This is a genomic window from Micromonospora sp. CNZ309 (genome assembly GCF_002846525.1).
Window position 1 is genome coordinate 7,039,647 of the sequence record NZ_PJNG01000001.1, and the last position, 21,004, is coordinate 7,060,650.

At 74.2% G+C, this 21,004-nt stretch carries 20 protein-coding genes; 18 read left to right on the forward strand and 2 right to left on the reverse strand.

The features are described 5' to 3' along the window. Nucleotides 1–69: 69 nt before the first annotated feature. The 11 genes from CLT72_RS30335 (at nt 70) to CLT72_RS30385 (ending at nt 12,060) form a co-directional block, all read left to right on the forward strand. Entirely contained in the window at nt 70–471 is a 402-nt protein-coding gene (locus CLT72_RS30335; protein WP_250100711.1) for a hypothetical protein, read from the forward strand. A 126-nt stretch (nt 472–597) separates the two neighbouring features. Then, complete coding sequence (locus tag CLT72_RS30340) at nt 598–3,432, forward strand: Na+/H+ antiporter subunit A (RefSeq protein WP_101414665.1); 2,835 nt, start codon at nt 598–600, stop codon at nt 3,430–3,432. Beyond that, entirely contained in the window at nt 3,429–3,902 is a 474-nt protein-coding gene (locus tag CLT72_RS30345; protein WP_101414666.1) for a Na(+)/H(+) antiporter subunit C, read from the forward strand. The genes CLT72_RS30340 and CLT72_RS30345 overlap by 4 nt, the downstream gene beginning before the upstream one ends. Nucleotides 3,903–3,927: 25 nt before the next feature. Further along, nucleotides 3,928–5,433 carry a Na+/H+ antiporter subunit D gene (locus CLT72_RS30350; protein ID WP_101414667.1) on the forward strand — a complete coding sequence of 502 codons (1,506 nt, stop codon included), beginning with the start codon at nt 3,928–3,930 and terminating at the stop codon, nt 5,431–5,433. Continuing rightward, entirely contained in the window at nt 5,430–6,011 is a 582-nt protein-coding gene (locus CLT72_RS30355) for a Na+/H+ antiporter subunit E (RefSeq protein ID WP_101414668.1), read from the forward strand. The genes CLT72_RS30350 and CLT72_RS30355 overlap by 4 nt, the downstream gene beginning before the upstream one ends. After that, nucleotides 6,008–6,277 carry an MrpF/PhaF family protein gene (locus tag CLT72_RS30360; RefSeq protein ID WP_101414669.1) on the forward strand — a complete coding sequence of 90 codons (270 nt, stop codon included), beginning with the start codon at nt 6,008–6,010 and terminating at the stop codon, nt 6,275–6,277. Before CLT72_RS30355 ends, CLT72_RS30360 begins: the two co-directional genes overlap by 4 nt. Continuing rightward, nucleotides 6,277–6,642 (forward strand): monovalent cation/H(+) antiporter subunit G, encoded by a 366-nt coding sequence (mnhG, locus tag CLT72_RS30365; RefSeq protein WP_101414670.1) that lies wholly within the window; start codon nt 6,277–6,279, stop codon nt 6,640–6,642. The genes CLT72_RS30360 and mnhG overlap by 1 nt, the downstream gene beginning before the upstream one ends. Before the next feature lie 185 nt (nt 6,643–6,827). Continuing rightward, entirely contained in the window at nt 6,828–8,387 is a 1,560-nt protein-coding gene (locus CLT72_RS30370; RefSeq protein WP_101414671.1) for a M28 family peptidase, read from the forward strand. A gap of 183 nt (nt 8,388–8,570) precedes the next feature. Beyond that, on the forward strand, nt 8,571–9,920 hold the full coding sequence (locus tag CLT72_RS30375) for a hemolysin family protein (RefSeq protein ID WP_101414672.1): 1,350 nt from the start codon (nt 8,571–8,573) through the stop codon (nt 9,918–9,920). After that, a complete protein-coding gene (locus CLT72_RS30380; protein ID WP_101414673.1) occupies nt 9,917–10,981 on the forward strand; it encodes a hemolysin family protein in 1,065 nt (354 codons plus the stop codon). Before CLT72_RS30375 ends, CLT72_RS30380 begins: the two co-directional genes overlap by 4 nt. A 167-nt stretch (nt 10,982–11,148) precedes the next feature. Next, nucleotides 11,149–12,060, forward strand: coding sequence for a sporulation protein (locus CLT72_RS30385; protein WP_101414674.1), 912 nt, complete (start codon nt 11,149–11,151; stop codon nt 12,058–12,060). Nucleotides 12,061–12,147: 87 nt separating this feature from the next. Here the strand turns inward: CLT72_RS30385 and leuE are convergent, their stop codons facing one another. Then, nucleotides 12,148–12,816, reverse strand: coding sequence for a leucine efflux protein LeuE (leuE, locus tag CLT72_RS30390; RefSeq protein WP_089001442.1), 669 nt, complete (start codon nt 12,814–12,816; stop codon nt 12,148–12,150). After that, nucleotides 12,813–14,057: a bifunctional pyridoxamine 5'-phosphate oxidase family protein/GNAT family N-acetyltransferase gene (locus tag CLT72_RS30395; RefSeq protein WP_101414675.1), complete on the reverse strand. Its 1,245-nt coding sequence runs from the start codon at nt 14,055–14,057 to the stop codon at nt 12,813–12,815. The genes leuE and CLT72_RS30395 overlap by 4 nt, the downstream gene beginning before the upstream one ends. Before the next feature lie 34 nt (nt 14,058–14,091). Here CLT72_RS30395 and CLT72_RS30400 point away from each other — a divergent pair, with 34 nt between their 5' ends. The 7 genes from CLT72_RS30400 (at nt 14,092) to CLT72_RS30430 (ending at nt 20,971) form a co-directional block, all read left to right on the forward strand. Then, complete coding sequence (locus tag CLT72_RS30400; RefSeq protein WP_101414676.1) at nt 14,092–15,432, forward strand: aminotransferase class I/II-fold pyridoxal phosphate-dependent enzyme; 1,341 nt, start codon at nt 14,092–14,094, stop codon at nt 15,430–15,432. Between the two features lie 73 nt (nt 15,433–15,505). Continuing rightward, a complete protein-coding gene (locus CLT72_RS30405) occupies nt 15,506–16,219 on the forward strand; it encodes a UdgX family uracil-DNA binding protein (protein ID WP_101414677.1) in 714 nt (237 codons plus the stop codon). Between the two features lie 72 nt (nt 16,220–16,291). Further along, nucleotides 16,292–17,434, forward strand: a complete 1,143-nt coding sequence (locus CLT72_RS30410; RefSeq protein ID WP_089001438.1) for an acyl-CoA dehydrogenase family protein — start codon at nt 16,292–16,294, stop codon at nt 17,432–17,434. 80 nt (nt 17,435–17,514) lie between these two features. Beyond that, nucleotides 17,515–18,822, forward strand: coding sequence for an MFS transporter (locus CLT72_RS30415; RefSeq protein ID WP_358164944.1), 1,308 nt, complete (start codon nt 17,515–17,517; stop codon nt 18,820–18,822). A gap of 4 nt (nt 18,823–18,826) precedes the next feature. Then, nucleotides 18,827–19,027 carry a DUF3046 domain-containing protein gene (locus CLT72_RS30420; protein WP_089001436.1) on the forward strand — a complete coding sequence of 67 codons (201 nt, stop codon included), beginning with the start codon at nt 18,827–18,829 and terminating at the stop codon, nt 19,025–19,027. A gap of 184 nt (nt 19,028–19,211) precedes the next feature. After that, nucleotides 19,212–20,258 (forward strand): recombinase RecA, encoded by a 1,047-nt coding sequence (recA, locus tag CLT72_RS30425; RefSeq protein WP_089001435.1) that lies wholly within the window; start codon nt 19,212–19,214, stop codon nt 20,256–20,258. Nucleotides 20,259–20,272: 14 nt separating this feature from the next. Continuing rightward, nucleotides 20,273–20,971 carry a regulatory protein RecX gene (locus CLT72_RS30430; RefSeq protein ID WP_101414679.1) on the forward strand — a complete coding sequence of 233 codons (699 nt, stop codon included), beginning with the start codon at nt 20,273–20,275 and terminating at the stop codon, nt 20,969–20,971. Nucleotides 20,972–21,004: the final 33 nt, after the last annotated feature.

A 21,004-nucleotide genomic window follows, 5' to 3' on the forward strand; every position in this document is an offset into this window, starting at 1 on the left:
TAAGTCTTACTTAACTGCTTGATTGTGTCCCACAACATAAAGTAACTTCACTCGGAGCGTCAGCCTGGGGTGGAGGGGATCGGATTGACCGTCGAGCAGCGGAGCTTCGAGCCAAGCACCGACGTGCTGATCCGCAAGGTCGACAGTCACCTCGCCGCCGTCCGCACCGGCCTGTCCGGCCCGGAGCTGGAGCTGGCCGAGCGGCTCGCCGCCGCGCTGCGGGAGCTGGTCGTCTCCACCGCGCAGGCCAGCGCGGCCGACCGGGGGCAGGTCCGCGCCGCCGTGCACTACTTCGTGCTGCGGCGCGAGAGCCGGGGCCGGCTGCTGCCGGTGCGCTCCCTCGCCGCCGCCCAGCGGGTGGTCAACAAGGTCGTGGTCCAGCTCGGCCGCCCCGACCTGCTGGTGGAGCCCCGGCGCGAGCGTCCCGCCTGGGAGCCCGTCGTCCCCGCCGCCGAGGTCATCGTCGGCTGAGCGTTCCGCCACAGCCGGGACGAATTCGCGCAAAACCGCCCGCCGGGCAACGAACTGGCGTGTGATCGCACCTAGGTGCCGTCCCACCTCAGGCGCGCGCCGCAGCCACCTCGACCGGGAGCGCGGGTGCTCGTACTGCTGATCCTCCACTGCGTGGCGGCCCTCGTCGCGCCGCTGCTCGTCCGGTGGTGGGGTCCCCGCGCCTGCTACCCGCTGGCGCTGGCGCCGGCGGCCGCGTTCGGCTGGGCGCTGGCCCGCACCCCCGCCGTGCGCGACGGCGGGGCGGTGGTCGAGACGTACCCGTGGATCGGCCAACTCGACGTGGACCTGGCGCTGCGGCTGACCACCCTGTCCTGGCTGATGGTCCTGCTCGTCGGCGGCGTCGGCGCGCTGGTCCTGATCTACAGCGCCCACTACTTCGGCCGGGAGTCCACCGGCGTGGCCCGCTTCGCGGCCGTCATGGTGGCCTTCGCCGGGGCGATGCTCGGCCTCGTCCTCGCCGACGACCTGCTGCTGCTCTACGTGTGCTGGGAACTCACCACGATCTTCTCGTACCTGCTGATCGGGCACAGCGCCGAGCGGCGCGCCAGCCGGTGGGCGGCGGCACAGGCGCTGACCGTGACCACGCTCGGCGGGCTGGCGATGCTGGTGGGGTTCATCATGCTGGGCGGGCACGCCGGCACCTACCGCTGGTCGGAGATCGTCGCGGCCCCGCTGCCGGGCGGGGCGTACCTGGTCACGGCGGTGCTGCTGATCCTCACCGGGGCGCTGTCCAAGTCGGCGCTGCTGCCGTTCAGCTCGTGGCTGCCGGTGGCGATGGCGGCCCCCACGCCGGTGAGCGCGTACCTGCACGCCGCCGCGATGGTGAAGGCGGGCGTCTACCTGATCGGGCTGCTCGCCCCGGTGCTGGCGGCCGTCGGCCCGTGGCGACCGGTGGTCGTGGTCGCCGGCCTGGCCACCATGCTGGCCGGGGGCTGGGCGGCGCTGCGGCAGACCGACCTGAAGCTGCTGCTGGCGTACGGCACGGTCAGCCAGCTCGGCCTGATCGCGGTGACGATCGGGGCGGGCACCCCGGACACCGCGCTGGCCGGGGCGGCGATGCTGCTGGCCCACGCGCTGTTCAAGGCGCCGCTGTTCCTCGTCGTCGGCATCATCGACCACGGCGCCGGCACCCGCGACCTGCGGGAACTGTCCGGGCTCGGGCGCGGCGCGCCGCTGCTCGTCGCCGTGACGGTGCTCGCCGCCGCGTCGATGGCCGGGCTGCCACCGCTGGTCGGCTTCGCCGCCAAGGAGGCCGTGCTGGCCGCCTTCACCGACCGGCCCGCCGTCCTCGCCGTGCTGGTGGCCGGCACCGCGCTCACCGTCGCCTACAGCTTCCGGTTCGTCTGGGGCGCGTTCGCCACCCGGCCGGGCGTGGCGCCGACCGTCCTCGGGCGGGTCCCCGTGTCGATGCTCGGCCCGCCGGCCCTGCTGGCTGCCGTCGGGCTGGCCGCCGGCCCGGCCGCCGGGATCCTCGACGGCCTGCTGCGCCCGTACGCCGAGCTGTTCGGCGCGGTCGGCAAGGACCTGGCGCTGTGGCACGGCCTCAGCCCCGCGCTCGGCTTCTCCGCGCTCGCCGTGGCCGGCGGCGCGGTCCTGTTCGCGCTGCGCGGACCGCTCGCCCCGGTGCTGGCCCGGCTGCACGTCCCGGTCACCGGCAACCAGGGGTACGAGTGGACCACCCGCCGCCTCGACCGGCTGGCCATCGAGGTCACCGGCGCCACCCAGCGCGGCTCGCTGCCGCAGTACCTCGGCGTCATCCTGCTGGTGCTCACGGTGGTGCCCGGCGGGGCGATGCTGGCCACCCGGCCGTGGCGGGACCGGATCGCCCTCTGGGACAGCCCGTTGCAGGTCCTGGTGGTGACGGTGGTGACCGTCGCGGCGGTGCTCGCGGTGGGCGCCCGCCGCCGCCTGACGGCGATGCTGCTGGTGGGCATGACGGGCTACGGCACCGCGATGCTCTTCGTGGCCCACGGCGCGCCGGACCTGGCGCTGACCCAGTTCCTCGTCGAGACCGCCACCATCGCGGTGTTCGTGCTGGTGCTGCGCCGGCTGCCGGAGCGGTTCTCGGCCCGCCCGAGACGCAGGCGGTGGGTGCGCCGCGCGATCGGGGCGGTCGTCGGCGTCGTGGTCGGTGGGTTGGCCCTGACCGCGGCGGCGGCCCGCCAGGCGCCCACCATCTCCGACGCGTTCCCGGACCTGGCGGTCACCCAGGGGTACGGCCGCAACGTGGTCAACGTGACCCTGGTCGACATCCGGGCCTGGGACACGATGGGCGAGCTGTCGGTGCTGGTGGTGGCCGCGACCGGCGTGGCCAGCCTGGTCTTCCAGCGCTCCCGCACCGAGCCCCGCCCACGTCGCCCCGAGCCGCCGAGGCGGGTGCAGCGGCCGGGGCACCGGGTCTGGTTGCGCGGCGGGGCGACCCTGCACGAGCGGCAGCGTTCGATCGTGCTGGAGGTGGTGACCCGGCTGATCTTCCACACGGTGGTGGTCTTCTCCCTGTTCCTGCTCTTCTCCGGCCACAACGCGCCGGGCGGCGGCTTCGCGGGCGGCCTGGTGGCGAGCCTGGCGCTGGCGGTGCGCTACCTGGCCGGCGGGCGCTACGAGCTGGCCGAGGCGGCCCCCGTCGGCGCCGGCACGGTGCTCGGCGCCGGCCTGCTCGTCTCGATCGGCACCGGGGCCGTCTCGCTGCTCGCGGGCGGGTCGGTGCTCGAGAGCGCCCGGATCGACCTGTGGTTGCCCGTGATCGGCGACTTCTACCTGGTCACGTCCCTCTTCTTCGACGTCGGCGTCTACCTGGTCGTGGTCGGGCTGGTGCTGGACATCCTGCGCAGCCTCGGCGCCGAGGTGGACCGGCACATCGAGGCGGCCGGCGAGTCCGGGGGCGGGCTACGGGTCGACCGGCGGGGGGAGCGGGCGTGAGGAGCGGCGTCGCGGGACCGGCTCTGGTGCTGGTCGTGGCCGCCGGGGTGTTGTGCGGCTGCGGGGTCACCCTGCTGCTGGAACGCAGCCTGAGTCGGATCCTGCTCGGCGTCATCCTGCTCGGCAACGGGGTCAACGTGCTGATCCTGCTGGGCGGGCGCGCGGGGGCCGCCCCGGTGGTCGGCACGGCGCCCGCCGGCACGCTGAGCGACGCGCTGCCGCAGGCCATGATCCTCACCGCGATCGTGATCACCTTCGGGCTGACCGCGTTCCTGCTCGCGGTGAGCTACCGCAGCTGGTACCTCACCGGCGACGACGAGGTCCCCGACGACATCGAGGACCGGCAGGTCCGGGAGGCGGCCGAGCGCAACGAGCTGGCCACCGCCGACCTCGGGGGCGAGGGCCCGGACGCCGACCCCGAGCAGGTCGACCCGGGGCCGCCGCGCCGGCGCGGGGACGGCCCCGGATGACCGGGTACGCGGGACGGGGCACCCGATGAGCCGGCTCGTGCCGCTGCCCGTGGTGGTGCCGCTGCTGGGCGCGGCGCTGACCCTGCTGCTGTTCCGGTGGCCCGGGCTGCAACGCGTCGTCAGCGTCACCTGCCTGGCGGTCACGCTGGTGGTGGCGGCGGTGCTGCTGGTGCAGGCGTACCGGCACGGGCCGGTGGTGGTCCAGGTCGGCGGGTGGCCGGCGCCGGTGGGCATCGTGCTGGTTGCGGACCAGCTCGCCGCGCTGATGCTGGTGGTCTCCTCGGCGGTGACCCTGTGCGTGCTGCTCTATTCCGTCGGCCAGGGGCAGGGCGACTTCGGCGAGACCGTGCCGGTGACCATCTACCACCCGACCTACCTGGTGTTGACGGCCGGCGTGACCAACGCGTTCCTCGCCGGCGACCTGTTCAACCTCTTCGTCGGCTTCGAGATCCTGCTCGCCGCGAGCTTCGTGCTGATCACTCTCGGCGGCACCGAGACCCGGATCCGCACCGGCTCGACGTACGTGGTGGTCAGCATCCTCTCCTCGATGATCTTCCTCGCCTCGGTGGGCCTGGTGTACGCGGCCACCGGCACCCTGAACATGGCCCAGCTGGCGCACCGGCTGGACGCGCTGCCCGACGGCGTACGGCTGACCCTCCAGCTGATGCTGCTGCTCGCCTTCGGGGTCAAGGCGGCGGTCTTCCCGCTCTCGGCCTGGCTGCCGGACAGCTACCCGACCGCCCCGGCCCCGGTCACGGCGGTCTTCGCCGGCCTGCTCACCAAGGTCGGCGTGTACGCGATCATCCGCACCGAGACGCTGCTGTTCCCCGGCGGCCAGCTCGCCGGGCCGCTGATGGTGGTGGCCGGACTGACCATGCTGGTCGGCATCCTCGGCGCGGTGGCCCAGTCCGACATGAAGCGGCTCTTCTCCTTCACCCTGGTCAGCCACATCGGTTACATGGTCTTCGGCGTGGGGCTGAGCACCGTGGCCGGGCTCTCCGGCGCGATCTTCTACGTGGTGCACCACATCACCATCCAGACCACGCTGTTCCTGGTCGCCGGCCTCGTCGAGGAGCGGGCCGGCAGCACCGACCTGCGCCGCATCGGCGGGCTGGCCCGGGCGGCCCCGCTGCTCGGCGTCCTCTTCTTCGTCCCGGCCATGAACCTCGCCGGGATCCCGCCCTTCTCCGGGTTCCTCGGCAAGCTCGGCCTGCTCCAGGCCGGCGTCGCGGCCGGCGAGCCGCTGCCCGGCGCGCTGGTGGCGGCGGGGACCATCACCAGCCTGCTCACCCTCTACGTGGCCTCGCGGGTGTGGAACATCGCCTTCTGGCGTGCCCCGCAACTGGCCACCACCGAGCCGGTCGTGCGCCTGCCGGCGTTGATGGTCGGCGCGACGATCGCACTGGTCGGGCTGGGGCTTGCGTTGACCGTCGTCGCCGGGCCGCTGTTCGACGTCACCGCCGACGCGGCGGTCGACCTGCGCGAGCGCACCCCGTACATCCGTTCCGTGCTGCCGGTCGGTGCCCCGTGAACCCGGCCCCGCAGGCGCCGCCGCGCGGGCGGGGGCGGCGCCGCGACCAGCTGATCGCCTTCGGCTGGCTGGTGCTGGTCTGGATCCTGCTGTGGGGGGACCTCTCCTGGGGCAACCTCGTGGGCGGGGTGCTGGTGGCCGGCGCCGTGCTGGTGTTCTTCCCGCTGCCGCCGGTGAGCTTCGGCGGCCGGCTGCGCCTCGGGCCGCTGCTGGTCTTCGCGGTGCGTTTCGTCGGCGAACTGGTCAGCGCCAGCGCGCACGTCGCGCGGGTCGCGGTGCAGCCCGGCTACCAGCCGCGGGCGGCGATCATCGCGGTCCGCCTGCGGGTGCACACCGACCTGAACCTGGCGCTCACCGCCGAGGCGCTGTCGCTGGTGCCGGGCACGCTGATCGTCGAGGTCGACCGCAACGCCGGCGTCCTCTACGTGCACGTGTTCGACACCCGCGGCCCGCAGGACCTCAGGGGCAGCCGGCGGCGGATCCTCGCCGTCGAGCGGCGGCTCGTGCGTGCGGTCGGCTCCGCCGCCGAGGTGCGCCGGGTCAGCGCCGATCCCGTCGAGAGGGGACCCGAACCGTGACCACGTTCCTCGCCGCCGCCCTCACCCTCCTGTTCTCGGTGACCGCGCTGCTGTCCCTGATCCGGCTCTACCGCGGGCCGTCGCTGATCGACCGGGTGGTCGCGGCCGACATGCTGCTCGCCACGATGGTGGGCGCGGTGGGCGCGGAGGCCGCGGTGAACCGTCACGCCACCACCCTGCCGGTGCTGGTGGCGCTGTCCATGCTCGGTTTCGTCGGGTCGGTGTCGCTGGTCCGCTTCGCCGTGCGCGAGGACGGTGAGGCCTGATGTGGGGCACGCTGGCCGACTGGCTGGGCGGCGGCTGCCTGGTGGCCGGCGCCCTGCTGAGCCTCGCCGCCGGGATCGGGGTGCTGCGCTTCCCGGGCACGCTGGACCGGATGCACGCCGCGACCAAGCCGCAGGTGCTCGGGGTGCTGCTCCTGCTGCTCGGCGTCGCGCTGCGGCTGCGTACGCCGGCGGACCTGGGCATGGTGGCGCTGGTCGGGATCTTCCAACTGGCCACCGCTCCCGTGGCGGCGCAGATGATCGGCCGGGCCGCGTACCGGGCCGGTCGGGTCGAGCCGGCCCTGCTCGACGTCGACGAGCTCGCGTCCGCCGACCGTCGTACGGGTGGCGGGGGCGATCCGTCCTGACCCGCGGCCTGCGGGGGATCGCTTCCGAGGCGTCCCAATTCGGGGACTGCGACGAATCTGAGCCTTGCGTCTTGCCGGGTGGTCCGCCCCGCTGCACGCTTTCGCAGTGATGGCTGTCGATCAACGGCCGTCCGCCGGTCACCGCCCACCCGGCGGGACCGGGACCACCGGACCCCGGAGGACCAATGAGACCCCGCACCCCCCGCTCCGCCTGGCTGGCCGCGCTGGCCGTGGCGGCGGCGACGGTCGTGACCGCCTCCTCGGCGACCGCCGCGCCCACCACCACGGTTCCCGCCGCCGCCCCCGCGACGCTCGCCGCGGCCCCGGACATCCCGCTGGCCAACGTGAAGGCGCACCTGTCCCAGTTCCAGTCCATCGCCACCGCCAACGGCGGGAACCGGGCGCACGGCCGCCCCGGCTACCTCGCCTCGGTCAACTACGTCAAGGGCAAGCTCGACGCGGCCGGGTTCACCACCGTGGTGCAGTCGTTCAGCTACGGCGGCGCCACCGGCTACAACCTGATCGCCGACTGGCCCGGCGGAGACCCGAACCAGGTGGTCATGACCGGGGCGCACCTGGACAGCGTCACCGCCGGCCCCGGGATCAACGACAACGGCTCCGGCTCGGCCGCGATCCTGGAGACCGCGCTCGCAGTGGCCCGCAGCGGCTTCACCCCCACCAAGCACCTGCGCTTCGGCTGGTGGGGTGCCGAGGAACTCGGGCTGCGCGGCTCCCAGTACTACGTGAACAACCTGCCGTCGACCGAGCGCACCAAGATCAAGCAGTACCTGAACTTCGACATGGTCGGCTCGCCCAACGCCGGCTACTTCGTCTACGACGGCGACAACTCCGACGGGGTGGGCTCCGGCCCCGGCCCGGCCGGCTCGGCGCAGATCGAGCAGACCATCCAGGCGTACTTCAGCTCGATCGGCGTGCCCACCCGGGGCACCGACTTCGACGGCCGCAGCGACTACGGGCCGTTCATCAACGTCGGCATCCCGGCCGGCGGCACCTTCACCGGCGCCGAGGGCACCAAGTCCAGCGCCCAGGCCTCGCTCTGGGGCGGCACGGCCGGTCAGGCGTTCGACCCGTGCTACCACCGCTCCTGCGACACCACCAGCAACATCAACGACACCGCGTTGGACCGCAACGCCGACGCGATCGCGCACACGGTGTGGGCGCTGGCCGGCACCGGTACCCCGCCGGGCACCACCGTCTTCAACGACACCTTCGAGACCGCCACCGGGTGGACCGCCAACCCGGCGGGCACGGACACCGCCACCCTCGGCCGGTGGGAGCGCGGCGACCCCGCGGCCACCAGCTCCGGCGTGGCCACCCAGCTCGGCACGACCGTCAGCGGCAGCTACGACCTGGTCACCGGGCCGCTCGCCGGCAGCAGCGCCGGGGCGTACGACCTCGACGGCGGGGTGAGCACCATCCAGTCGCCGGCCATCACGCTGCCGTCGACCGGCACCCTGAACCTCTCGTTCTCCTGGTACCTGGCCCACCTGAACAACGCCAGCAGCGCCGACTACCTGCGCGTACGGGTGGTGGGCAGCGGCACCGTCACGGCGCTGAACGCGACCGGGGCCGCGACCAACCGGGCGGCGGCCTGGCAGAGCGCCAGCGTCGACGTCTCCGCCCTGCGGGGACAGACCGTACGGATCGTGATCGACGCGGCCGACGCCAGCGGCGCGAGCCTCGTGGAGGCGGCCGTCGACGACGTGAGGATCACCCAGAGCTGACGCGGCGAGGGGCCCCCGACCGACCGGTGTCGGGGGCCTTCGGCACACCTTCAGCGGATATCCAGCCGATCCCGATAAAATGGGCCGCATGATCGACTCTTCTGCCCAGGAGGGCAGCAGTAGCCAGCCGGGTCGTGCCCGGCGTATCCCGACCCCGACGTCCCCGGGAGCCCTGAGCGACCCGTGTTGATCGTCGTTGGTCTTCTCCTCATCATCGTTCTCACCGTCGCCACGGGTTACTTCGTGGCCCAGGAGTTCGGCTACGTCGCCGTGGACCGCGGCCGGCTCAAGCAACTGGCCGACGACGGCGACAAGGCCGCCGCACGGGCGCTGGAGGTGACCGGGCGGCTGTCGTTCATGCTCTCCGGCGCCCAGCTCGGCATCACCGTCACCGCCCTGCTGGTCGGTTACGTCGCCGAGCCGTTCCTCGGCGCCGGGCTGGCCGAGCTGCTCGGGGGCGCCGGCGTCTCGACGGCGCTCAGCCTGCCGCTCTCGGTCGCCCTGGCCCTGGTCCTGGCCACCGTGGTGCAGATGGTCCTCGGTGAGCTGGCCCCGAAGAACCTCGCCATCGCCCGGCCCGAGCCCCTCGCGAAGGCCCTGAGCAGTTCCACCCTGATCTACCTCAAGATCGCCGGTCCGCTGATCAAGCTCTTCGACCGGGCCGCCGTCCGGCTGCTGCGCCGCGTCGGCATCGAGCCGATCGAGGAGCTGCCCAGCGGCGCCACCCCGCAGGACCTGGAACAGATCATCGCCGAGTCCCGCCAGGAGGGGCACCTGACCGCCGAGATGTCCACGCTGCTCGACCGGGGGCTCGACTTCCGGGGGCTCACCGCGGGCGAGGTCATGGTGCCCCGCGTCGACGTGCACACCGTACGCGCGCACGAGCCGCTCAGCCGGGTCGTCGAGCTGCTGGACACCGGCAAGTCCCGCTTCCCCGTGCGCGGCACCGAGGGCGTCGACGACCTCGTCGGCGTGGTCGGCATCGCCGACGTGCTCGGCGTACCCCCGGAGAAGCGCGCGAGCACCCCGGTCAGCGCGGTCGCCGGCCCTCCGCTCCTGGTGCCGGAGACGCTGCCGCTGCCGACCGTGCTGGACCGGCTGCGCTCCGGCCATCGGCAGCTCGCCTGCGTGGTCGACGAGTACGGCGGCTTCGCCGGCGTGATCACGCTGGAGGACATCGCCGAGGAGCTCGTCGGCCCGATCCGGGACGAGGACGACCCGCCGGAGCGGGCCCCGGCCCGGCAGACGGACGGCTCCTGGGTGGTGCCGGCCCGCTGGCGCATCGACGAGGTCGCCGACAGCACCGGCATCGCGCTGCCCGAGGCCCCGGAGTACGACACGCTCTCCGGCCTGGTCATGCGGGAGCTGGGGCGGGTACCCGAGGTCGGTGACCGGCTGGAGATCAGCCTGCCGGCCGACGGCGAGGACGGCGCGGAGGGACCGCGCGCCCTCGTCGAGGTGCTGGCCGTCGACCGGCACGTGGCCGACTCCGTCCGGCTGCGGATCGCCGAGCCCGGGGAGGTGTCCGCGTGAGTCCCGGCATCGCGCTCTTCACGTCGGTGATCCTGCTGGCGCTGAACGGCTTCTTCGTGGCCGCCGAGTTCGCCCTGGTGGCCAGCAAGCGTTACCGGCTGGAGCACGCCGCCGCCAGTGGCGGCCGGGCCGCCCGGGCCGCGCTGGACGGCGTACGTGAGCTGTCGCTCATGCTCGCCGGTGCGCAGCTCGGCATCACCCTGTGCACCCTGGGTCTCGGCGCGCTCGCCGAACCGGCGATCGAGCACCTGCTGAGCCCGCTGCTGCACGCGGTCGGGCTGCCGGACGCCGCGAGCCACGTGATCGCGCTGATCTTCGCGCTGAGCGTCGTCACCTTCCTGCACCTGGTGGTCGGGGAGATGGCGCCGAAGTCCTGGGCGATCACCCACCCGGAGCGCTCGGCGGTGCTGCTGGCGTTGCCGTTCCGCGCCTTCGCGCGGGTCGCCCGGCCGGTGCTGTCGGTGATGAACGCGCTGGCCAACGCGATGCTGCGGCTGGTCAAGGTCAACCCGCAGGACCAGCTCGCCCAGGTGCACGGCCCGGACGAGCTGCGGATGCTGCTGGAGCAGTCCCGCGAGCACGGCCTGCTGGGCGCCGAACAGCACGAGATGCTCACCAGCATGCTGGAGCTCCAGGGCACCACGGTGGCGCAGGTGATGGAGCCGTTCGACCAGATGGTGACGGTGCGCCGCGACGAGGGGGCCGACCGCATCGAGCAGGTCAGCCGGGACAGCGGCCGGTCGCGGCTGGCCGTGCTGGACGCCAGCGGCGACGTCTGCGGCCTGGTCCACGTGCGGGAGGCGGTGCGGGCCACCACCACGGGCCGTACGGTCACCGCCGGGGACCTGATGACCAACGCCCTCACCCTGCCGGCCACGGCGTCGGTGACCGAGGCGGTGGCGGAGATGCGCGCCCGGCAGTCCCAGCTCGCGCTGGTGCGCAACGGTGGCGGGCCGGCCCGGCCGGTCGGCTTCGTCGCGCTGGAGGACCTGCTGGAGGAGGTCATCGGCGAGTTCGACGACGAGACCGACCCGGTGCCGCGCGGGCGACGCATGAGATGAATCGGAGGGGTGGCCGCTGTTCGCCGAAGTCGGGGCGGCCACCCGCCGGGTCCGCGACGATGGGGGTGCCCCACCTGCCGGGTCCGCGACGATGGGGGTGCCCGCGCGAGGCCCGCGGCCATGCGGGTGGCGGGCAGGCCCGGCCCGGTCGTGGACGGGGGAGTGCCGTGCGGTTGACGGGGGTGTCACCCGAGTCCGGCGGGACCGGGCTGTCGGTGCGCACGGCCCTGGCGAACCCGAGCACCCGTCCCGGGCTGCGGCTGCCGGGGCGGGTCACCGTCGTCGCCGGCTCCACCGACGTACCCGTCCTGCACGTCCGGCTCGGCCTGGTCACCACGGCCGAACCGGACGACCCGGAGGCACCCCGTCGCCTGGTGCAGTTCCACCAGGCCACGGTGGCCGGCGCCTTCGTACTGCGCGCGGGGCGGGGCCGCTCGATCCCGTTCGAGTTCCCGCTGCCGTGGGAGACCCCCGTGACCGTCTTCGGCGGGGTGCCCCTGCTCAGCCTGCGGATGGGGCTGCGTACGGAGGTGGCTGTCGAGCCGGCGCTCGACCAGGGCGCGATGGTGCCGGTCTTCGTGCACCCGCTGCCCACCCAGGCGCACGTCCTGGTGGCCCTCGACACGCTCGGCTTCAGCATGCGCCAGGCCGGCCTGGTCGACAGCCGGCTGCCGGGGGTGGCGCAGACCCTGCCGCTGCACCAGCGGCTGGGCTACTGGGTGGCACCGCTCTACGCCGGGCCGATCACCGAGCTGGAGCTGATCTTCATCGCCGACCCGGCCGGCCTGGAGGTGATTCTCTGGCTGGACCGGCGGCTCGCCCTGGCCGGGATCACCCACCAGAGCATCAGCCGGTTCCGGGTCTGGCACACCGGCGCCGAGCAGCGGGACTGGGTCGCGACCGTGGACGCCTGGCTGCGCGCGGCGATCAACCGGCACGCGGCGGCCGCCGCGCACGCCGACTGGTCCGCGACCATTTCCGAGTCGGCGCACGTCAGCCGCCCGCCGGACGAGCCGATCCACCCCGGCTTCGGCCTGGGCGGCGCGGCCGGCGGCTCCGGCGGCGGTGACGGCACCTGATCCGGAGCGGGGCGGCGAGGCACCGCCCCGGCGGAGTCAGGCGGCGACCGGCCGGCAGGGCCAGGGCGTGCCGGCGGCCCCGCCGGGTCAGGCGCTGGCGGTGGCCAGCTTGAGGCTGAAGCCGAGGAAGAGCGCGGCGACGCCCGTGGTGGCGCCGGCGGCCAGGCGGTGGCGCCGGCGGAACTGGGCCGCCAGGAACGTGCCCGTGAAGATCAGCGCGGTCAGGTAGAGCGCGCTGGTGACCTGGGCGATGAGCCCGAGCAGCAGGAACGACAGTGCCGGCCAGGCGTAGCCCGGGTCCACGAACTGGATGAAGAACGAGACGAAGAAGAGGATCGCCTTCGGGTTGAGCAGGCTGATCACCAGCGCCTTGCGGAACGGGCTGCGCAGCGCCGCCGGCTCCGCGGCGTCGATGAGCCGCGGGGTGGTCGGGTCGTTGCGCGTCCGCCAGCGCCGCCACGCGCCGCGCAGCATCGTCAACCCCACATAGCCGAGGTACGCGGCGCCGGCGTACTTGATCACGAGGAAGAGCGGCGGGTACGCCTGGACCAGCGACGCCACGCCGGCGGCGGAGAGGAACATGAGTATCCCGTCGCCGACGAAGACCCCGCCGGCCGCCCGGTAGCCGGTCGCCACGCCCCGCTGCGCGGCGGTGGAGAGCACGAAGAGGGAGTTGGGACCGGGCAGCAGAACGATCGCCACGGTGCCCAGCACGTACGTCCAGATGTCGGTGATGCCCAGCACGCCCGCCATCATGAGGCCACGGATGCCGCCCGGCGAAGCCTTTCCCGGAGCGTGACCTGTGCGTTCGGCCACTCGTCGACGATCATCGAATACTGCACGGTGTCCCGCCAGGAGCCGTCCGGCCGGAGCCGGTGCCGGCGCAGCACCCCCTCGCGGGACGCGCCGAGGCGCTCGATGGCCCGCTGCGAGCGCTCGTTGCGGATGTCGGTGTGCCAGACCACCCGCTCCGCACCCAGCTCCTCGAAGGCGCGGGTGAGCAGCAGCAGCTTCGCCTCCGTGTTGATCCCGGTGCGCCACCAGGGCCGGCCCAGCCAGGTGTAGCCGATCGCCACCGCCCGGCGCTCCGGGTCCACCTCGTAGAAGGAGGTGGTGCCCACCACGGCGCCGGTCACCGCGCAGCGCTGCACCCACGGCACCCGCTCGCCCCGCCGGTGGGCGGCCAGGGCGACGGCGATCCCCTCGGCGGTGGCGGCGGGGTCGGCCGGCTGCGGGCTGCCGAGGTGCCGCCAGACCTCCGGGTCGGCGGTCGCGGCGTGCAACTCGTCGGCGTGCGCGAGGTCGAGCGGTTCCAGCAGCACGTGCTCCCCGCGCAGCACCGCCGGATCGAGCCACGGTGAGGTGCGCTCCCGCAGGTACGCCGGCACCGGCACGCCCACCCCGGCGTCGGGCTCGGGCGCCCCGGCGGTCAGCCGCAGCGGCACCACGCCGGCCCAGTGCGGCAGGGCGAGGTCGGTCTCCTCGTCGCGTACGCCGCCGGCGCGGGCGCGCACCGACACCTCGCGCAGCGGCAGGGCGAGCACGGCCGTCTCGGCCAGCTCCCGGCGCGACGGGGGACGGCTGTCGGCGCTGCGCCCCGGGGCGGCCTTCTCCACCAGGGCGGTCAGCATCCGCAGCTTCTCCCGCTCGTCGGTGACCAGCCGCGCGGTGCCGTGCGCCACGACCGAGCGGTAGTTGGCGCTGTGGTGGAACTGCGAGCGGCCGTAGACGAGGCCGTCGAGCAGGGTGACGGCGACGCAGACCCGCAGCCCCTCGCCCCGGGCGGCGAGCAGCGGCCGGCTGCCGGTGGAGCCGTGCAGGTAGAGGGTGTCGCCGACGCGCACGTGCAGGGTGGGCAGCACGCGGGGCTCGCCGTCGACGGTGAACCCGAGCGCGCAGTCGTACGCCTCGTCGAGGACGGCGTGCGCGGCCGCCCCGTCGTAGCTCATCCGCTCCCGGGAGCGGCTGGCGGTGGTCCGGTCGGTGGGTGCGTACATGGCTCGACCTTTGTTCTAGTACAATCCCTGATTTGTGTCAGCACGCTATCAGGTCGCCGGTACGACGGCCGCCGAGATTTCGGCCAGCATCGAATCGGGCATCCGCTCCGCCGCCCTCGCCCCCGGCGACGCGCTGCCGCCGGTGCGGGAGCTCGCCGCCCGGCTCGCCGTGAGCCCCGCCACCGCGGCCCGCGCCTACCAGGAGCTGCGCCAGCGGGGCCTGGTGGTCACCGCCGGCCGGCACGGCACCCGGGTCCGGCCCCGGCCGCCCGTGGCGGCCCGCCGCTCCGCGTTGCGCCCGCCGCCCGCCGCCGGGCTGCGCGACCTCTCCCGGGGCGAGCCGGACGTGCGCCTGCTACCACCCCTCGGGGCACACCTCGCCGGCCTGGCCGCCGCCGCGGGCGAGCCGGTCGGCTACCCGGCCGCCGGGGTGCTGCCCGCGCTGGCCGAGGCGGCCCGCGAGCGGCTGGCCGCCGACGGCGTACCGGCCGCGGAGCTGACCGTCACCGGCGGGGCGCTGGACGGCATCGAGCGGCTGCTCGGCGCGCACCTGCGCCCCGGGGACGCGGTCGCGGTCGAGGACCCGGGCTGGGCCAACCTGCTCGACCTGGTCGCCGCGCTCGGGCTGCGGCCGATCGGCGTGCCGGTCGACGACGACGGTCCGCTCGTCGCCGGGGTCGGCGCCGCCCTCGCCGCCGGAGCGCGGGCGCTGATCGTGACGAGCCGGGCGCAGAACCCCACCGGCGCAGCGGTCTCCGCCGAGCGGGCCGGCGAGCTGCGTGCCCTGCTCGCCGGGCGGTCCGACCTGCTGCTGATCGAGGACGACCACGCCGCCGAGCTGGCCCGCGTACCGCTGCACCCGCTCGCCGGGGCGACCCCGACGTGGGCCTTCGTCCGCTCGGTGAGCAAGCCGTTCGGTCCCGACCTGCGGCTGGCCGTGCTGGTGGGCGACGAGACCACCGTGGCCCGGGTGGCCGGGCGCGCCCGGGTCGGCGCCGGCTGGGTCTCCACGGTGCTGCAACGGCTGGTCCTGGCGCTCTGGCGGGACGCCGCCGTGGCCGCGCTGGTGGACCGGGCCGCCGGCAGCTACGAGCGGCGGCGTACGGCACTGATCGCGGCGCTCGCCGGGCACGGCCTGACCGCCCACGGACGCAGCGGCATCAACGTGTGGCTGCCGGTCGACGACGAGACCAGCGTGCTGACCGCGCTGCGCGACGCCGGCTGGGCGGTCGCGCCCGGCGCGCTGCACCGCATCGCCGGCCCGCCGGCGCTGCGGATCACCGTCAGCTCGCTTGACGAGGCGGAGATCCCGGAGCTGGCCGAGGCGGTCGCCCGGGCGGTCCGGCCCGCCCCGCCGAGCGGCTTCGCCGCCTGACCCGTGGTCGTGCCGACGGCCGACCGGCGGGCCCCCGCGCGTGTTCGAGACCACACCGGGTAGAAAAGTCGCCATGGCCGAGCAGACGCAGACCGGGACCGCGCCGGGCGCGCAGAAGTTCATCCCGCCGCGCGCCGACACCCTCGACGACCTGCGCGCCGCCGCCGCCGGCTGCCGGGGCTGCGAGCTCTACCGGGACGCGTCGCAGACCGTCTTCGGTCGCGGCGACGCCGGCGCGCGGGTGGTCTTCGTGGGCGAGCAGCCCGGCGACCTGGAGGACCAGAAGGGCCTGCCGTTCGTCGGCCCCGCCGGCCGGCTGCTGCGCAGGGCGGTCGACGACGCCCGGCTCGACCCCGGCCACATCTACCTCACCAACGCGGTGAAGCACTTCCGTTTCGAGCTGCGCGGCAGGCGGCGCATCCACCAGACCCCGGACCGGGTGCACGTCACCGCCTGCCGGCCCTGGCTGGTGGCCGAGTTCGCCCAGCTCCGCCCGGAGATCGTGGTGGTGCTGGGCGCCACCGCCGCCAAGGCCCTGCTCGGCCCGACGTTCCGGGTCACCCGCCAGCGCGGCGAGTTGCTGCCCTGGCCGGAGTCGGCCCAGCACCCGGAGGACTTCCGGCGGGTGCCGGTGGATTCCGCGGGCGCCGTCGCGGACGCCCCGCCGGCCCGGCTGCTGGCCACCATCCACCCGTCCGCCGTGCTGCGCGCCGACGACCAGGACAAGGCGTACGAGGGGCTGGTCGCCGACCTCACCGTGGCCGCCCGCGCCCTCGCCGGCCGGTAGCGAGGCGTCGACCGCGCAGCAGGCTCTCGGCGGCCCTGGGCAGGGCGGGTGAGCGGTGCCACACTTGCCGCCATGGAGCAGCATCTCTACGAGCGCGACCACGAGGAGTTCCGCGAGCTGTGCCGCGAGTTCCTGACCCGCGAGGCGGTGCCCCACCACGAGCGCTGGGAGGCCGACGGCATCGTCGACCGCGAGGTGTGGCGCCGCGCCGGGGCCGCCGGCCTGCTGGGCATGGACGTCGACACGGAGTACGGCGGCGGCGGGCAGCGCGACTTCCGGTTCAACGCCGTGCTGGACGAGGAGATCGTCGCCGCCGGCTGCACCGGACTCGGCTTCGGCCTGCACAACGACGTGGTGGCGCCGTACCTGACCGAACTCACCACGGACGAGCAGCGCAAGCGCTGGCTGCCCGGGTTCTGCTCCGGCGACCTGGTCACCGCGATCGCGATGAGCGAGCCGGGCGCCGGCTCCGACCTGGCCGGGATCCGTACGAGCGCGGTCCGCGACGGCGACGGCTGGGTGCTCAACGGCCAGAAGACCTTCATCACCAACGGTGAGATGGCCGACCTGGTGGTCGTGGTCGTGCGTACCGCCCCGGACCAGGGCGCGCACGGGGTGAGCCTGATCGCCGTGGAGAGCGGCACGCCCGGCTTCTCCCGGGGCCGGCGGCTGGCCAAGGTCGGGCTCAAGGCCAACGACACCGCCGAGCTGTTCTTCGACGACTGCCGGGTCCCGGCGGAGAACCTGATCGGCACCGAGAACCACGGCTTCTACCACCTGATGGCCAACCTGCCCCGGGAGCGGCTCAGCATCGCCGTCGCCGCGGTGGCCGCCGCCGAGCGGCTGCTCGCCGTCACCCTCGACTACGCGCGCTCCCGGCAGGCGTTCGGCAGGCCGATCGGCGCGTTCCAGCACAACCGCTTCCTGCTCGCCGAGCTGGACACCGAGGTCACCATCGCCCGCACCTTCGTCAACCACTGCGTCGCGGAGTACGACGCCGGCCGGCTCTCGGTCACCGACGCGGCCAAGGCGAAGTGGTGGACCACCGAGTTGCAGAACCGGGTCGCCGACCGCTGCGTGCAGCTGCACGGCGGCTACGGCTACATGCTGGAGTACCCGGTGGCGAAGGCCTGGCTGGACGGGCGGGTGCAGACCATCTACGGCGGCACCACCGAGATCATGAAGGAGATCATCGGCCGGGGCCTCGGGCTGTAACCCGTCAACCGGCTGCCGGGCGGCGGGGCGGGTGCGCAAGGATGAGACGGCACCTCGCCCCTTACCTCGAAGGAGCCGCCATGGCCACCGACCTGGCCGCGACGCTCGCCGCGCCCGACGTCGCGCCCATCCAGCGGCGTACGCTGCGGCTGCTCTTCGCCACCCAGATCATCGGTGGCATCGGGGTGACCATCGGCGTCGCCGTCGGGGCGCTGCTCGCCTCCGCCGTCGCCGGCACCGCCGTCGCGGGCCTGGTCAGCAGCGCCGCCGTGGTCGGCGGGGCGTTGCTGGCCGTGCCGGTCACCCGGATCATGACCGTCCGGGGCCGGCGACCCGGCCTGGTCGTGGCGTACCTGACGGGCGCGGCCGGCGGCGTGCTGGTGGTCCTCGCCGCGGTGACCCGCTGGGTTCCGCTGCTCTTCCTCGGCATGCTCCTGTTCGGCGGCGGCAGCGCGGCCAACCTCCAGGCCCGTTACGCGGCGGTCGACCTGGCGGTCCCGGCGCGCCGGGGCCGCCAGCTCTCGTTGATCGTCTGGGCCACCACCATCGGCGCGGTCGCCGCGCCGAACTTCGCCTCGCTCGCCGACCGCACCACCAGCGGCTGGGGGCTGCCGCCGCTGGCCGGCCCGTTCGCGTTCAGCGCCGCCGCGCTCGCGCTGGCCGCCGTGGCGATCCTGGCGCTGCTGCGGCCGGACCCGCTGCTCACCGCGCGCCGCGTGGCAGCGGCCGGCACCCCGCCGGCCCCCGTCGCGGCGCCGGCGGCGACGGCCCGGCACGGCGCGGGCATGCGGGCCGCCTGGGCGGTGGTACGCACGCGGCCGGCCGCCCGGCTCGGCATCGTCGCGGTGGCGGTCGGCCACCTGGTCATGGTCGCGGTGATGGTGATGACCCCGGTACGCCTGCACGAGTGGCACGACGACGCCGACGTGCTGCGGGTGGTCGGTCTCGTGCTGAGCCTGCACATCGCCGGCATGTACGCTCTCGCCCCGGTGGCGGGCTGGCTCACCGACCGGGTCGGCCGCCGAGCGGTGATCCTCGGCGGTGTCGGGCTGCTGCTCGCGGCGTGCGCGGTCGCCGGCACGGCAGGGCACCACACGGCCCGGCTCTCGGTCGGGTTGTTCCTGCTCGGGCTGGGTTGGTCGGGGACCATGGTGGCGGGCTCGACGCTGCTGTCGGAGTCGGTGCCGGTGGGGATCCGGCCGAGCGTGCAGGGGCTCTCGGACCTGACGATGGGCCTGGCCGGCGCCGGCGCGGGGGCGGTCAGCGGGTTTGTCGTGGCGGCGGCCGGCTATCCGGTGCTCACCGGGCTCGCGGCGGTCGCGGTGGTGCCCCTGGTGACGCTAGCGTTGCGGCCGGTGCCGGTGGGCGCACCGGACGAGGAGGAATGATCACGTGCGGTTGACCGACTTCTGGTCCCGGTTGGAGGAGGCGTTCGGGCCCGGCTACGCGGCCAGCATCGCCCGCGACCAGGTGCTCGCGCAGCTCGGCGGGCGGACCGTCGAACAGGCCCTGGCGTCGGGTGAGCAGACCCACGTGGTGTGGCGCGCGGTCTGCGCCGCCTATCCCGACCGGGTGCCCGCGCGACTACGCTGAGCAGCCGTTTCGTCGCTTCCGCGTGTCGCTTGCCGACTCGTACACCTGTTCGGCTATTGTCCACAGCGGGGCGCTCGTCCACAGCTCACGGCCGGTCGGCTGGTTTTCTGTCGGACCCAGCGCCTAGCGTGTCCGCGTGACGCGAAGCTCAGGAAAGACGCCGGCGAAGGCAGGGGTGGCAAACATGGCCGCAGGGCCCGATCGGGAGAAGGCACTCGACCTTGCTCTCGCTCAGATCGACAAGCAGTTCGGCAAGGGTTCGGTGATGCGGCTGGGAGAGCGGCCGGTCGTCCAGACCTCGGTGATTCCGACGGGTTCGATCGCGCTCGACGTGGCGCTCGGCGTGGGCGGTCTGCCCCGGGGCCGGGTCGTCGAGATCTACGGCCCGGAGTCCAGCGGTAAGACCACGGTGGCGCTGCACGCGGTGGCCAACGCCCAGCGGGCCGGCGGCATCGCCGCCTTCGTCGACGCCGAGCACGCGCTCGACCCGGAATACGCCAAGGCGCTCGGCGTCGACACCGACGCCCTGCTGGTCTCCCAGCCCGACACGGGCGAGCAGGCGCTGGAGATCACGGACATGCTGGTCCGCTCCGGCGCGATCGACATCATCGTCATCGACTCGGTGGCCGCGCTGGTGCCGCGCGCCGAGATCGAGGGCGAGATGGGCGACAGCCACGTGGGTCTGCAGGCCCGGCTGATGAGCCAGGCGCTGCGGAAGATCACCGGCGTGCTCAACAACACCGGCACCACGGCGATCTTCATCAACCAGCTCCGCGAGAAGATCGGGGTCATGTTCGGGAGTCCCGAGACCACCACGGGTGGTCGGGCGCTGAAGTTCTACGCGTCGGTCCGGCTCGACGTGCGCCGCATCGAGAGCCTCAAGGACGGCACCGACGTGGTCGGCAACCGCACCCGGGTCAAGGTCGTGAAGAACAAGGTCGCCGCGCCGTTCAAGCAGGCCGAGTTCGACATCATGTACGGCAAGGGCATCTCCCGCGAGGGCTCGCTGATCGACGTCGGCGTCGAGCAGGCGATCATCCGTAAGTCCGGCGCCTGGTACACCTACGACGGCGACCAGCTGGGCCAGGGCAAGGAGAAGGCCCGCGAGTTCCTCCGGGAGAACCCGGACGTGGCCGCCGAGATCGAGAAGAAGATCCTGGAGAAGCTCGGCGTCGGGGTCGGCGCGGGTGACGCCGCCGGCGGCCCGGAGCTGCCGCCGGTCGACTTCTGACCGGTCCCTGACCTGTGGCAGGAAGACGCGCCCGCACCGGGCGGGGCTGGGACGCCAGCCCCGCCCGCGCGGGTGACGACGACAACGCGCCCCGGCCCCGTCGCGCCCGGCGTGGCCAGTCCGGCGACACCGACCCCGAGGCGCCCCCGGCCCCACCACGTGACGAGGCCGAGTTGGCGCGGGAGATCTGCCTGCGTCAGCTCGCCGTCCGCCCTCGCACCCGGGCCGAGCTGGCCGGGGCGCTGGCGAAGCGGGGCGTCTCCGACGAGGTCTCGGCGGAGGTGCTCGACCGCTACGACGAGGTCGGCATCATCGACGACGCCGCGTTCGCCCGGGCCTGGGTGGCGAGCCGGCACTCCGGCCGGGGTCTGGCCCGCCGGGCGCTGGCCAACGAGCTGCGCCAGCGCGGGGTGGACGGCGAGGTCGCGAGCGAGGCCCTCGGCGAGCTGGACGAGGAGACCGAGGCCGAGACCGCCCGCGCCCTGGTCGAGCGGAAGCTGCGCACCGCCCGGGGCGAGCCGGACGCCGTCTTCCGGCGGCTGGTGGCCATGCTGGCCCGCAAGGGCTACCCGCCGGGCGTGGCGATCCGGGCGGTGAAGGACGCGCTCGCCGCGCAGAGCGCCGAGGCGGCCGAGTTCGCCGACCAGATCGACGCCGACGCGCTCGCCGACGCCGAGGGCGAGCTGGAGCGCGACAGCCGCCCCCTCGGCTGAGCGGGGCGACGCGCGTGTGGCGCCGAGCCCGCT

What these genes read in the sequence shown, in the direction of transcription:
- CLT72_RS30415 (WP_358164944.1), top strand. Translation starts at nt 17,515, where the DNA reads ATGGCCACCGACCTGGCCGCGACGCTCGCCGCGCCCGACGTCGCGCCC.
- CLT72_RS30405 (WP_101414677.1), top strand. Translation starts at nt 15,506, where the DNA reads ATGGCCGAGCAGACGCAGACCGGGACCGCGCCGGGCGCGCAGAAGTTC.
- CLT72_RS30350 (WP_101414667.1), top strand. Translation starts at nt 3,928, where the DNA reads ATGAGCCGGCTCGTGCCGCTGCCCGTGGTGGTGCCGCTGCTGGGCGCG.
- CLT72_RS30395 (WP_101414675.1), bottom strand. Translation starts at nt 14,057, where the DNA reads ATGTACGCACCCACCGACCGGACCACCGCCAGCCGCTCCCGGGAGCGG.
- mnhG (WP_101414670.1), top strand. Translation starts at nt 6,277, where the DNA reads ATGTGGGGCACGCTGGCCGACTGGCTGGGCGGCGGCTGCCTGGTGGCC.
- leuE (WP_089001442.1), bottom strand. Translation starts at nt 12,816, where the DNA reads ATGATGGCGGGCGTGCTGGGCATCACCGACATCTGGACGTACGTGCTG.
- CLT72_RS30410 (WP_089001438.1), top strand. Translation starts at nt 16,292, where the DNA reads ATGGAGCAGCATCTCTACGAGCGCGACCACGAGGAGTTCCGCGAGCTG.
- recA (WP_089001435.1), top strand. Translation starts at nt 19,212, where the DNA reads ATGGCCGCAGGGCCCGATCGGGAGAAGGCACTCGACCTTGCTCTCGCT.
- CLT72_RS30370 (WP_101414671.1), top strand. Translation starts at nt 6,828, where the DNA reads ATGAGACCCCGCACCCCCCGCTCCGCCTGGCTGGCCGCGCTGGCCGTG.